General features: G+C 73.8%; 13 protein-coding genes. 2 read left to right on the top strand and 11 right to left on the bottom strand.

All coding sequences use genetic code 11. The features are described from left to right. Positions 1-16: 16 nt before the first annotated feature. Together ACQEVB_RS34060 and ACQEVB_RS34055 are read right to left on the bottom strand one after the other, a co-directional pair. The gene (locus tag ACQEVB_RS34060; RefSeq protein ID WP_432981540.1) at positions 17-373 is read right to left on the bottom strand and encodes a hypothetical protein; all 357 of its coding nucleotides are present in this window, start codon (positions 371-373) and stop codon (positions 17-19) included. Further along, positions 370-1,530, bottom strand: a complete 1,161-nt coding sequence (locus ACQEVB_RS34055) for an alanine--tRNA ligase-related protein (RefSeq protein ID WP_432981537.1) — start codon at positions 1,528-1,530, stop codon at positions 370-372. Before ACQEVB_RS34055 ends, ACQEVB_RS34060 begins: the two co-directional genes overlap by 4 nt. A gap of 105 nt (positions 1,531-1,635) precedes the next feature. Here ACQEVB_RS34055 and ACQEVB_RS34050 point away from each other — a divergent pair, with 105 nt between their 5' ends. After that, positions 1,636-2,250: an FMN-binding negative transcriptional regulator gene (locus ACQEVB_RS34050; protein WP_432981534.1), complete on the top strand. Its 615-nt coding sequence runs from the start codon at positions 1,636-1,638 to the stop codon at positions 2,248-2,250. 9 nt (positions 2,251-2,259) lie between these two features. On the opposite strand, the gene ACQEVB_RS34045 is transcribed toward ACQEVB_RS34050, so the two are convergent. Together ACQEVB_RS34045 and ACQEVB_RS34040 are read right to left on the bottom strand one after the other, a co-directional pair. Continuing rightward, positions 2,260-2,655 carry a hypothetical protein gene (locus ACQEVB_RS34045; protein WP_432981531.1) on the bottom strand — a complete coding sequence of 132 codons (396 nt, stop codon included), beginning with the start codon at positions 2,653-2,655 and terminating at the stop codon, positions 2,260-2,262. Beyond that, on the bottom strand, positions 2,655-4,097 hold the full coding sequence (locus ACQEVB_RS34040) for an ATP-binding protein (protein WP_432981528.1): 1,443 nt from the start codon (positions 4,095-4,097) through the stop codon (positions 2,655-2,657). The genes ACQEVB_RS34045 and ACQEVB_RS34040 overlap by 1 nt, the downstream gene beginning before the upstream one ends. 112 nt (positions 4,098-4,209) lie before the next feature. Between ACQEVB_RS34040 and ACQEVB_RS34035 the strand changes: the two genes are divergently transcribed. Then, positions 4,210-4,863, top strand: a complete 654-nt coding sequence (locus tag ACQEVB_RS34035) for a PASTA domain-containing protein (RefSeq protein WP_432981525.1) — start codon at positions 4,210-4,212, stop codon at positions 4,861-4,863. Positions 4,864-4,946: 83 nt separating this feature from the next. On the opposite strand, the gene ACQEVB_RS34030 is transcribed toward ACQEVB_RS34035, so the two are convergent. The 7 genes from ACQEVB_RS34030 to ACQEVB_RS34000 form a co-directional block, all read right to left on the bottom strand. Then, complete coding sequence (locus tag ACQEVB_RS34030; RefSeq protein ID WP_432981522.1) at positions 4,947-6,605, bottom strand: FAD-dependent oxidoreductase; 1,659 nt, start codon at positions 6,603-6,605, stop codon at positions 4,947-4,949. Positions 6,606-6,779: 174 nt separating this feature from the next. Beyond that, positions 6,780-8,894 carry an MMPL family transporter gene (locus ACQEVB_RS34025; RefSeq protein WP_432981519.1) on the bottom strand — a complete coding sequence of 705 codons (2,115 nt, stop codon included), beginning with the start codon at positions 8,892-8,894 and terminating at the stop codon, positions 6,780-6,782. A 73-nt stretch (positions 8,895-8,967) separates the two neighbouring features. Further along, entirely contained in the window at positions 8,968-9,735 is a 768-nt protein-coding gene (locus tag ACQEVB_RS34020) for a trans-aconitate 2-methyltransferase (protein WP_432981516.1), read from the bottom strand. A 24-nt stretch (positions 9,736-9,759) separates the two neighbouring features. Next, positions 9,760-10,278, bottom strand: coding sequence for a hypothetical protein (locus ACQEVB_RS34015; RefSeq protein ID WP_432981513.1), 519 nt, complete (start codon positions 10,276-10,278; stop codon positions 9,760-9,762). Continuing rightward, positions 10,275-12,122: a DNA primase gene (gene dnaG, locus ACQEVB_RS34010; protein ID WP_432981510.1), complete on the bottom strand. Its 1,848-nt coding sequence runs from the start codon at positions 12,120-12,122 to the stop codon at positions 10,275-10,277. The genes ACQEVB_RS34015 and dnaG overlap by 4 nt, the downstream gene beginning before the upstream one ends. 64 nt (positions 12,123-12,186) lie before the next feature. Next, positions 12,187-12,468, bottom strand: coding sequence for a hypothetical protein (locus ACQEVB_RS34005; RefSeq protein ID WP_432981507.1), 282 nt, complete (start codon positions 12,466-12,468; stop codon positions 12,187-12,189). Between the two features lie 35 nt (positions 12,469-12,503). Continuing rightward, positions 12,504-12,698 carry a hypothetical protein gene (locus ACQEVB_RS34000; RefSeq protein ID WP_432981504.1) on the bottom strand — a complete coding sequence of 65 codons (195 nt, stop codon included), beginning with the start codon at positions 12,696-12,698 and terminating at the stop codon, positions 12,504-12,506. Positions 12,699-12,759 lie beyond the last annotated feature (61 nt).

Raw genomic sequence — 12,759 nt, 5'->3', positions numbered from 1 at the left:
CCCCGACCCGTGGGTCCTACGCCCCGTAGCTGTAGCGCAGGTCGCGGTGGATCAGCTCGTTGATCCGCTTGCGCAGGTGCCCGAGCTTCGACGCGTCCGGCGCGGGCTCGGCGACGAGCAGCGTCCAGGTCAGCTCCGTCCCTTCTCCCCTCGGCGCGACGTCGAAGCGCACGAGCGCGTCGGGGCGACTGGGCCACAGCGACGACCACACCACCAGCTCCGGCGACCGGGCCTCGACGATCGTGGGCGGCTGCTCGTCCGCGAGCAGCAGGAGCCACCGGCGCACCGGGTCGCTGTCCGGCCGCATCAGCGACCCGGCCACGATGTGCGGCGGCGCCGGGAGTGTCCGGCGTCGCCGGCCGACCTCGATCACGCCGGCGCCACGCGCACGCCGGCCTCCGCCACCAGCTCCCGCGTGATCTCGGCGGGCAGGCCGTAGGTGTCGTAGAGGTCGTCGACGTCCGCGGCGGGCAGTTCGGTCAGCCCGCGCCGGGCCAGCGCGCGCAGCCGGCGCTGCAGCTCGTGGGTGCCGCGGTCGAGCGCCCGCTCGAACCGCGCGACCTCCGCCGTCAGCTCGGTGACCACGTGCTCCGCGCGGTCCGGCGCGCAGGTGCCGGCCAGCCGGATCCACTCCGCCGACGACACGCCGAGCACCCGTCCGGCCCGCACTGCGCGGCGGATGAGCCGGCGCAGCACGTAGCCGCGGCCGTGGTTGGCCGGCAGCGTCGGGACGGGGTCGGCGAGGATCGCCGCGACCGCCCGCACGTGGTCGGCGAGGATCCGCACCGCCCGCCGGTCGCCGGTGCCGAGGGCCTGCACGAGCGGGGCCAGCGCGGACGTCTCGTACACCGACGTCACCCCCTCGACGGCGAGCAGCGTGCGCTCCAGCCCCATGCCGGTGTCGACGCACGGGCGCGGCAACGGCTCGTAGCGCCCGTCGCGGCGGTCGAACTCGATGAACACGTTGTTCCAGATCTCCACGAGCTCGTCGCCGACCTGCCAGAACACCTCGGTGTCGGGTCCGCAGGGGCCCTCGGCGCCGGCCGACCACCAGTTGTCGTCCACGCCGAGGTAGCGGATCCGCTCCACGCCCAGCCCGCGCCAGACGCTCGCCGACTCCTCGTCGCGCGGGCTCACCTCGTTGCCCGCGAACACCGTGACGTGCAGGCCCGCGGGGTCCAGCCCGAGTACACCGGTGAGGAACTCGTGGCTCCACGTGATCGCCTCGCGGCGGCCGTAGTCGCCGAACGACCAGTTGCCCAGCATCTCGAAGTAGGTGAGGTGGGTGTCGTCGCCGACCTCGTCGATGTCGACGGTGCGCAGGCACCCCTGCACGTCGACGATCCGCGACCCGGCCGGGTGCGCGCGGCCGCGGAAGTACGGCAGCAGCGGGTGCATGCCGGCGGTGGTGAAGAGCACCTCGGGGTCGTCCGGGACGAGCGACGCGCCCGGCACCACCGCGTGCCCGCGCGCGGCGAAGAACCGCAGGTAGCGGTCGCGCAGCTCGGCAGCGTTCGGGGGGCCGGTCATCGTCGTCTCCTCTCGGGGTCGTTCCCGGAGGGTAGGAGCCGAGCCGGTCGGAGCACTGCGAATTACCGGGTAGTGAGCCGTTCCGTACCGACGTAGGTTCGGTCCATGTACGTGCCGACCGCCTTCGCCGCCGACGACGCCGCCGTCACCGAGCTGCTCGCGAGCCGCCGCGCCGCCGACCTCGTCACGATGACCGAGGACGGGCTGGTCGCGACGTTCCTGCCGTTCCTGCACGACCCGACGGCCGGCACGCTGCGCGGGCACCTGGCCCGCACCAACGACCAGTGGAAGCGGCCCGCGATCGGCGAGTCCCTGGTGATCGTGCACGGTCCGGACGCCTACATCAGCCCGAACTGGTACGCGACGAAGGCCGAGCACGGGCGGGTGGTGCCGACCTGGAACTACGTCACCGCACACGTCTACGGCCGGCTCGTGGTGCACGACGACCCCGCGTGGCTGGCCGGGCTCGTGCGCGAGCTGACCGACCGGCACGAGTCGGACCAGCCGGCACCGTGGACGGTCGACGACGCGCCCGCGACGTTCGTGGACGGGATGCTGCGCGCCATCGTCGGCGTCGAGCTGGTGATCAGCCGGGTCGAGGCGAAGGTGAAGATGAGCCAGAACCGGCCCGACGCCGATATCGACGGGGTCATCGCCGGGCTCGCCGAGCGCAACCCGGAGGCCGCGGCGGCGGTCGGCGCCGCCCGCCCGGTTCGGTGATCAACCCGCCTAGTTCAGCGCTTCCCCGTCGAACTCCACCACCGTGCGGATGGTGAAGGCGGGCCGCAGCAGCCGGGTGGTGTCGGTGTGGTCCAGCGCCGCGGCGAGGCGGTGGGCGTCGTCGCGGCGCAGGTGCACCGGCAGGATCACCCGCCGGTAGAGCAGCGGCGGCGCGCCCTCGTCGAGCGTGACCACCACCTCGACCGCGCCCGGGTCTCCGTCGCGTTCCAGGTGGGTGCGCGCCGCCGAGGCCACGTCGGCGCCGTGCGCGCCGATCAGCAGGTGCAGCGGCCCCGGCGTGGAGCGGTCGGCCGGGTCGACGGTGACGGGGTGCGCGCCGAGCCGCAGCTCGACCGCCGTGCGGGACGTGAAGCCGGCCTCGACCACGGCCAGCGGGTCGGGCATCACGAGGCGGAGTCCGTCTCTTCGGTGAGCGGCAGCAGCACCCGGAACCGGGTGTTGCCCGGCTCGGACTCGACCTGGATGTCGCCGTGGTGGCGGTTCACGACCACCCGGTACGAGACGTCGAGGCCGAGGCCGGTGCCGCGCCCGACGGGTTTCGTCGTGTAGAACGGCTCGAAGATCCGCCGCCGCACGTCCGGCGGGATGCCCGGCCCGGTGTCGCCGATCTCGACGAACAGCCGGTCCTCGGTGCGGCCGGTGCGCACCGTGAGGGTGCCGGAACCGTCCATCGCGTCGATCGCGTTGTCGATGATGTTGGTCCACACCTGGTTGAGCTCCGCGGCATAGGCCGGGATCTGCGGCAACGTGCGGTCGAAGTCCTTGACGATGCGGATCCCCGCCTCCTCGCCGATCTTGCGGCCGAACATCACCAGGGTCGCCTTCAGACCCTCGTGCACGTCGATCCAGCGGTAGGGGGCGCGGTCGAGCTGCGAGTACTGCTTGGCCGCGCCGACCAGGTCGGAGATGCGCGCCGTGGCGTCGATGATCTCGCGCAGCAGGCTCTCGGTCTCCACGGTGTAGGCGAGCCAGCGGACCGCGCCCTCCAGCGGCGCGTCGCCGGCCGCGGTCTCGACGGCCTCGAGGTCCTCCACACCCAGTCCGCCCGCGACGAACACCGGCGCGAGGTCCCATCCGCCGGCGATGCCGTGGTCGTCGAGCCAGTCGCCCACCTCGTCCTCCCGGTCGCTCGCCTCCAGCGGCGAGAGCTCGGGCGCGTTGCGGACCTTCTTGACGAACTTGTCCTGCGCCATGACCAGCTTCTTCAGCTGGTCGCCCGCGATCTTCCCGTCGGCGATCATGGCGAGCTTGGCGCGCATACCGGCGACCTTGTCGCGCAGCGTGTCGGCGGCCCGCCCGGCCGCGGCAGCCGGGTTGTTCAGCTCGTGGGTGAGCCCGGCCGACAGCTTGCCCAGCGCCAGCAACCGCTCCCGCTCCGCGATCTGGGAGTTGTTCTTGCGCATCCCCAGCAGCATGCCTTCCAGGAGATGCACCGCCATCGGGAACCACGCGCTGAACTGTGCGGCGAACTCGGTGGCCGGCAACGCCAGCACGGCGACGTCGGTGACGGCACGCACCGATGCCGGATAGTCGCGGGCGCTGTCGTCGTTGAGGTAGAACTGGACGGCGCCGAAGTAGACGCCGCGGTATTCGGTCCGCGTGGTCTCCACCGCCTCGCCGCCCACGAGCCGGCTCATCGCGATCGTGCCGGAGAGCAGCACGTGGAAGCAGTCTGCGGGTTCACCCTCGCGGACGATGTACTCCCCCGCCGGCACCTCGACGACGTCGCCGTGCTCGGCGATCCAGGCGAGCTGGTCGTCGTCGAGGTCGGTGAACAGGAACAGGGTGCGCAGCTCGTCGGCGGGCAGGTGCGCGGGCAAGGTCACGGGTCCAATGTAACCGCGCGCGGCGCCGTGGGGTGGGAACTCTGCTCGACGTCGCCGCGTTGTCAGGGCATCCTTGCAGCAGACGTCAAGGGAGCCTGACGGAGGTGACGCGGTGGGTGCAGGTCAGTGGCGGGAGGCCCGGAGGGCGTGGAAGCGGCTGGGCACCTGGCTCGACGACCGGGTGACCGGTCCGGGCAGCCGTGACCGCGAACCGGAGCCGCTCGACGCGCTCGGCGACGTCGGCCAGGTGCGTCGGCTGCTCGACGAGGTGGAGCTGCGCGCGGTGCGCTGCGCACGTCAGCGGGGGCGATCGTGGGCCGAGATCGCGACCCGGCTCGGCGTCACGCGGCAGTCGGCGTGGGAGAAGTGGCGCGACCTGGACGAGTCGCCGGCCGGGCCGGTCGAGCGGGCGACGGAAGAGCTGTGGTCGGCGGCGGAACGCGAGGTCGGGCGGCTGCGCCGGAGCAAGCGGGTCCGCGTCCCGAACGTCGTCGGCCTCGCGGTGCTCGACGCGCGACGCACCCTGACCGACCTCGGCCTCGTCGCCGTGGCCGGCGACCCGGAGAGCGTGCTGGAGATGGCCCCGGCCAGCGCCGTCGTCACCGACCAGAGCCCAGAGTCCGGCGCGAACGTGCCGCCCGGCACCCGCGTGCTGCTGTGGGTCGACCGCGGGGAGGGCGGGGTGCGCGAGCCGCGCCGCCCGCGCCCCGACCCGCTCGAGGCCCGCAAGTACCTGCCCGACCCCGCCGACGAGGCGGTGGGCTAGGACTACCTCGCAGAGGGACGGTCGTCCTCGCAGCAGTTCGAACCTCTGCGACGACGCCCCGACCTCTGCGAGGACCGTGTCCGCTACTGGTCGGACAGGTAGCGGTGCACCAGCGTGACGGCCATCGCCCCCTCGCCCACGGCGGAGGCCACCCGCTTCACCGAGTCGGCCCGCACGTCCCCGGCGACGAACACGCCGGGGACGCTCGACTCCAGGTGGTACGGGTCGCGGTCGAGCGTCCACCCGCTCGGTCGCTTCCCCTCCACCACCAGGTCGGGCCCGGTGCGGATGAACCCGCGCTCGTCGCGCACCACCAGCCCGTCGAGCCACTCGGTGCGCGGCGCGGCACCGATGAACACGAACATCGAGCCGGCCTCGACGGTCTCCTTCTCGCCGCTGGAGCTGTCGGCGAGCACCAGCCGCTCCAGGTGCCCGTCGCCGCAGGCCTCGGCGACCTCGGTGCGGGTTCGGACGATGATGTTGTCGATCGCCTCGATCTGCTTGATCAGGTACGTCGACATCGACGCTTCGAGGCTCTCCCCGCGTACCAGGATCGTGACGTCGGCGGCGTGCCGCGAGAAGAACACGGCCGCCTGACCGGCCGAGTTGGCCCCGCCGATCACGTACACGTGCTGGCCGGCGCAGGCGGGGGCCTCGGTGGCCGCCGAGCCGTAGAACACGCCGCGACCGGTCAGCTCGGCCACGCCGGGGGCGTCGAGGGTGCGGTAGGAGACGCCGGTGGCGAGCACGATGGAGTGCGCCGCGATCTCGCTGCCGTCGCCGAACTTCACCACCCGTGCCGAGCCGCGCACCTCCAGCGCGACGACGTCGCGGGCGGTGAGCACCTCGGCCCCGAACTTCGCCGCCTGCCGCCGGGCGCGGTCGGTGAGCTGCGCACCCGACACGCCGTCGGGGAAGCCGAGGTAGTTCTCGATGCGGGAGCTCTGCCCGGCCTGGCCGCCCGTGGCGACCCGCTCGACGAGCACCGTGCGCAGCCCTTCCGACGCCCCGTACACGGCGCTGCCCAGCCCGGCCGGGCCGCCGCCGACCACGATCAGGTCGTAGAAGTCGCCGGTCGGCGTCGTCGTAAGGCCGACGGCGTCGGCGATCGCGGCCTCCGACGGGTTGGAGAGCACCGTGCCGTCCGGCGTGATCAGCAGCGGCACCTCGGCGGCGGAGCAGCCGGCGGCCTCCAGCAGCCGCGCCCCCTCCGGCTCGTCGACGGAGTACCAGCGGTAGGGCACCGAGTTGCGGGCCAGGAAGTCGCGCGCGGTGAAGCAGTCCGCCGACCAGCGGTGCCCCACCACGCGGATGTCCTCGACCGGCCGCTCCCCGACCGCGCGCCACGTCTCGATCAGCGCGTCGACGACGGGGTAGAGCTTCTCCTCCGGCGGATCCCACGGCTTCAGCAGGTAGTGGTCGATGTCGACGACGTTGATCGCCTGGATCGCGGCATCGGTGTCGGCGTACGCAGTCAGCAGGGCGCGCCGCGCGTGCGGCGCGATGTCCATGGCCTGCTCGAGGAACTCGATGCCGTTCATCTGCGGCATCCGGTAGTCGGCCAGGATCGCGGCCACCGGTTCGCCACGCAGCACCAGCTCGCGCAGCGCCTCCAGCGCGTCGGCGCCCGACTCGGCACGGACGATGCGGTGATCCTGCCCGTAGCGGCGGCGCAGGTCACGCGCGACGGAACGGCTCACGCCGGGATCGTCGTCGACGGTCATCAGTACGGGCTTGGGCATGCGCGCTCACTCTCACGTGCGGACCGGTGCGGCCACCACGCCCGCACCGGCACCGAACCTACCCGCGCGGCGGGGGTGCTGGGCAGGCGTTCGCCCGCGGCGGCGCGGGCTCGGCGGGGGTGGTCGGCAGCGCTCCTCGCGCTCACCTCGACGCTGCACGCGCGCCGGCGCGCGTCACGCGTGGGACAGGGCGCGGTCCGTCGAGTCGACCCGGGGCGGGCGCGGCCACCAGCACCGCTCGTCGAGCAGCGTCATGGCCGCGGGCAGCAGCAGCACGCGCAGCACCACCGCATCGAACGCGACGGCGACGGCCAGCCCGAGCCCGACCTGCTTCAGCTCCACCTGCGTCATGAACATGAAGCTCACGAACACCGAGATCATGATCACCGCCGCGCTGGTGACGACGCCGGCGGAGCGCTCGATCCCCTCCCGGACGGCGATCCGCGTCGGGACCCCGTCCGCCACCGCCTCGCGGATCCGGCTGACGACGAAGATCTGGTAGTCGGTGGAGAGGCCGACGAGGATCGCGCAGATCATCAGCGGCACCCGCGCCTCGACCACGCCGATCGAGGTGAACCCGAGCAGCCCCTCGGCCCAGTGGCCCTGGAAGACCAGCACCAGCACGCCCCACGACACCGCCACCGCAGCGACGTTGAGCAGCACCCCGAGCCCTGCGAGCACGGGCGAGCCGAGCGCCACCGCCAGGACGGCGAAGGTGGCCAGCGCGATGCACCCGATCACCCAGGCCAGCCGTTCCGCCTGGTGCGCGGCGTAGTCGACGCCGCGGGCCACCTCGCCGCTGACCAGCACGTCGACGCCCGGATCGGGGAACGCGGCCGGGATCAGGAGCGTCCGCAGGTGGGTCAGCGACGCCCGGGCAGGCGCCGAGTTCTCCCGCTCCGGCAGGGAGATCGCCAGCGTCCACGTCGAGCCGTCGGCGGACGTCCGCAGCCGCTGCTGCGACCCCGCGAACACCGGGTCGACGCGGAGCGCGGCGCCGAGCCGGTCCACCCCGGCCTGCGCTGCCGCGCGTGCGTCCGGCTCGGCGCGGACCACCACGAGGTGCGCGATCCCCTCGGTCGGGAACGCCGCCGTGAGCTCCCCGTACGCGGCGACGGCCGGCACGGCGCGCGGGAACGTGTCCTTGCCGGACGTGCCCAGCGCCAGTCCGACCGCCGGCCAGGCCAGCGCCACGACCAGCACCGCTGTGCCGGCGAGCGTCGCGACCGGGTAGCGCGTCGCCGGACCGAGGAGTGTGGCGAACCGCCCGGACGACCGCCGGCGCCACGGGTCGACCCGGTCACCGAGCAGGGCGAGCAGAGCCGGGAGCGCGGTCAGCGACCCGGCCACCGCCACCGCGACGACGAGCACCGCCCCCGTCGCGATCGAGGAGAAGATCACGTCGTCCACCACGTAGAGGCCGACCAGGCCGGCGGCCACCCCGAGCCCGGACGTGACGATCGCGCGCCCCGCCGTCGCGGCGGCCGCCTGCACCGCCGCGTCGCTCCCGCGGGCGCGCTCCTCGCGCACCCGTTTGAGGTAGAACAGCGAGTAGTCCACGCCGACGGCCATGCCCAGCATGAAGATCACGCTGGTCACGGCGCCGCCCGCGTCCGGGAAGATCCACGACGCCAGCGCGTACAGGCCGACCGCGCCGGCGACCGCCGACAGCGCCAGCAGCACCGGGATCCCCGCCGCGAGCACCGCCCCGAACGCCACCAGCAGGATCAGGAACGTCACCGGCAGGCTGATCGCCTCCGTACGGGCGAGGTCGCTGCCCTGCAGCTCGTTCACCCCGACGGCGATGGACGCGCTCCCCGTCTGGACGATCCGGACGTCGGGGTGCGCGGCCTGCGCGACAGCCGTGGCGGCCAGCACGCGCGGCACCACGGCCTTCGCCTGCTCCGGGTTGCCGGACAGCCGCACCGGCACGCGGACGACCGTCCCGTCGCCCGACGCGACCGGCTCGCCGACGCCGTCGACCCCCGGCACCTCCCGCATCCGGGCCGCGACGTCTGCGGCGACCGCCGGGTCCGGCGCGCCGCCTGCCGCAGCCGTGAGCAGGATCTGCTCGACGAGCGGCGGCGCCAGCCCGGCCGCCTCGGCAGCGGCCTCCGCCCGTCCGGCCTCCCCCACGCGGAAGTCGGCAACGGCCCCCTTGTTCTTCCCCACGAGCGAACCCGCCGCGACGCAGATCGCCACGAACACCAACCACCCGACCACCGCGCGCCACGGGTTGCGCGCGCTCCACGTCGCGACCCGCACGACGGCCCCCCGGTCCCCTGCCATGCGCCGAGCCTGGCGCCCGACCGCAGCCCGGGCACTGGTGCGCACCACCCGCCGGAGGTGGGGCCAACCCCCGTCAGGCGGGGCGGTGGGCCACCGCGAAGATCCGCCGGAACGGGAACCAGGTGCTGCCGTCGGGGCGCTGCGGGTAGGCCGTGCGCAGCCGTGGGGCCAGCTCCGCGGCGAAGTCCGCGTACGCCGCGTCCTCGAGCGCGTCCCGGACCGGGCGCAGGGCGGTGCCCTCGATCCAGCGCAGCACGGGATCCGGGCCGGTCAGCCGCTGCACGTAGGTGGTCTCCCACACGTCGGTCTGCGCGCCGGCGTCGGCGAGCAGGTCGGCGTACTCGGTGGGTTCCGCGACGGCGTCGGTGCCGCGCAGCGCGATCACGTCCGCCCAGCGCGGCTCGGCCGCCAGCTCGCGGGCGAGGACGTGCGACTGCGCGTCGAAGTTGCCCGGCACCTGCATCGCGAACCAGCCGCCGGCCGGGAGCGCCGCGATCCAGCGCGGCAGCAGCTCGCGGTGCCGCGGCACCCACTGCAGCACCGCGTTGGTGACGACGACGTCGTCGGTCGGGCCCGGCACCCAGTCGTCGACGTCGGCGAGCTCGGCCGCGATCCCGCGGTCGCGGGCGGCGGCGACCATGTCGGGCGACGAGTCGGACGCGGCGATCTCAGCGCCGGGCCACCGCTCTGCCAGCAGCGACGTCAGGTGCCCTGGTCCGCAACCCAGGTCGACGACGCGCCGCGGCTCGCGAGCCCCGATCCGCGCGATCAGGTCGTGGAAGGGGCGCGAACGCAGGTCGTCGAACGTCAGGTACGCGGCAGGGTCCCAGGTCGTCGCCATGACCTAACCGTACGCTTGTACTGTTTAGCGCGGAAGCTGCTTCCCCACATCCGCCGCGAACCGGCGCACCACGTCGGGATCGGTGCCCGGATCCGGGCGCACCTGCAGCACGAACCCGTTGCGGCCGGGCACCTTGCGCTGCACGAACCAGGCGCCCCCTCCTGGCAGGTCGCGGTGGTGCCGCGACCGGATCGACCCGGTGACGCGCTCGTGCACCACCTGCGGCACCCGGCCCGGCTCGGCAAGCGCCAGCCGACGGGGCCGCTGGTCGGCCAGCACCACCACCCCGTCGAGCGACTCCTCCTCGACCGCCTCCACCAGCACGATCGCGCCGCCCTGCCACGACGCCTTGGAGACGAGGTGCCAGCCCACCCGCCGCACGCCCTCGCCGTCGGGGAACCACAGCCCGTGCGAGGTGACGACCAGGTGCCCGCCGCCGGTGAGGGCGGCGAAGGCGAGCACGTGCTCGTCGGGTTCGAGAGCGCCGGTCGACCCGGCAGGGGCGACCTCCCGCCCCAGCAGCCGCCGCAGCAGGCGGTTCATCGCGCCGCCTGCTCCCGGAGCTTGATCGCGTACTGCTCCAGCGGCACGAGATCGCCGAACATCTCGAAGTAGGCGTCGGCCTCCTCGACGGGGTTGGTGCGCTGCAGCCGCGACTTGATCTCCGCGATCTGCCGCTCCACCAGCCCCAACCGCACCCGGCTGATCACGCTCGCGACGTAGCGGGCCTCGTCGGGGTTCTTCCTCGGCAGCTCCAGCGGCTCCACCGCGAGCTCGATCACCAGCGGCCGCACGTCGTCGGCGCAGCAACCGGACACCTCGTCGATCCACTGCTGGCCGTCGCGCGCGGCCGCGGCACCGCCGGCCTCCGCGATCGCCGCGTGCACGCCCGCGTACGCCGCGTGGGTGAACGACTGCACCGGCAGCTCGTCGAAGTCGGGGCCGGCCACGGCCGGGATCTGCAGCGCCGCCTTCAGCGCCTCCCGCTGCAGGTGCAGCCGCGGATCGTCGCGCGACGGGACGGGTGCCGCGCGCCGCCGAACCGCTGCGCGACCGCCGCCGGCCTCCTCGCGGACCCGCTCGACGACCATCGCGATGTCGTCCCACGCCGTCCAGCCGGCCAGCCGGCGCGCGTACTCGTCGCGCAGCTCCTCGCGGCGGATCTTCGCCACGACGGGCACCGTGCGCTTGAGCGCGGCCACCCGACCCTCGGCGGTGTCGAGGTCGTGCTCGCGCAGCATCGAGCGGATCGCGAACTCGAACAGCGGCTCGCGGCGCGCCACCAGGTCGCGCACCGCGGTGTCGCCGCCGGACTGCCGCAGCTCGCACGGGTCCTGCCCATCCGGCGCGATCGCCACGAACGTCTGCGCGGCGAAGTTCTGGTCGCCCTCGAACGCCTTCAACGCCGCGGCCTGGCCGGCCGCGTCGCCGTCGAACGTGTAGATGACCTCGCCGAGGTCGAACGAGTCGTCGCCGATCAACCGGCGGATCACCGCGACGTGCTCGGCACCGAACGCCGTGCCGCAGGACGCCACCGCGGTGGGCACCCCGGCCAGGTGCATCGCCATCACGTCGGTGTAGCCCTCGACCACCACCACCTGGCGGCGCTTCGCGATCTCCCGCTTGGCGAGGTCGAGCCCGAACAGCACCTGCGTCTTCTTGTAGACCGGCGTCTCGGACGTGTTCAGGTACTTCGCCTCGATGCGGTCGTCGTCGAACAGCCGCCGCGCACCGAAGCCGACGACGTCGCCGCCCAGATCGCGGATCGGCCACAGCAGCCGGCGGTGGAACCGGTCGCGCGGGCCGCGCTGCCCCATCTGCGACAGGCCCGCCTTCTCCAGCTCCTCGAACGTGAAGCCCTTGCCCAGCAGGTGGTTGGTGAGCGCCTCCCACCCGGCCGGGGCGTAGCCGCAGCCGAACGTGGTGGCCGCGGCCGCGTCGAACCCGCGCGAGGTGAGGAACGCCATGGCCTGCGTGGCCTCGGGGGTGCGCAGCTGCGCCGCGTAGAACTCGGCTGCGGCCTTGTTGGCCTCCAGCAGCCGCGACCGGGTGCCCCGGTCGCGCTGGACGGACATGCCGCCGCCCTCGTAGTTCAGCTGGTAGCCGATCCGGTCGGCCAGCCGCTCCACCGCCTCGACGAACCCGATCACGTCGATCCGCATCAGGAACGCCACCGCGTCGCCACCGGCGCCGCAACCGAAGCAGTGGAACACCCCGCGGTTGGGGCGGACGTTGAACGACGGCGTCTTCTCGTCGTGGAACGGGCAGAGGCCCTTCAGCGAACCCGCGCCCGCCGGGCGCAACGCCACGTACTCGCCGATGACCTCGTCGATCCGGGTGCGGTCGCGGACCTCCGCGATGTCGCTCTCGCGGATCCGGCCGGCCACGCGTCGAGCATAGAGCGGTGCCCCGACAGGTCCGGCGGCCCGGGGTTGTGGCCGTGGACCGACGTCAGCGCGCGGCGACGGGTGCCTCCGCCGGGTCGCGCGGCTCGGGCACCTCCACCCCCTCGTGCGTCCCCGGCTGCTCCTCCGCCTCGACGGGCGCCGCCGGCTCCCCGGCGAGCTCGGTCACCTCGGCGGCCGGCTCGACCTCCTCGACGGGCGGGGCCGCGGCACGGGGCCGCGGCTGCACGAGCCGGCGGATGCCGAGGAGCACGAGCACCACCGCGAACGCGACACCTGTGCCCGTGAGCAGGGAGAAGACCACCTGGTCGAGAGCGGGATCGGTCACGATCACCACGTTCCCCTCGCGTAGCTGAAAGGTTCTCAGGCTGCGGCGCGGTGCCGCGCAGGCGCGTCGCTCGCGGTCCGCTGGGCCGGGATCACGATGCGCGCGGCGGGGGCGGGCCGTCGCTCTCCCGGCAGGGGCAGCGCGAGCAGCAGCGGGACGGTGGCCATGAGGACGAGCACCGCCATGCCCGCCACCGCCCCGGTGATCGAGAGCAGGTCCGAGATCGTCATGCGTCCACTGTGCTCGGCCGGACGGCGTGCCACCTCGGCCTGCGGTACGGACCCTTGCCGA

Origin of the sequence: Pseudonocardia sp. CA-107938 (assembly GCF_050936315.1) — a bacterium.
Taxonomy (GTDB): Bacteria; Actinomycetota; Actinomycetes; order Mycobacteriales; family Pseudonocardiaceae; genus Pseudonocardia.
The sequence above is the reverse complement of the archived record's forward strand: the minus strand, read 5'-3'. Positions and strand labels throughout refer to the sequence as shown.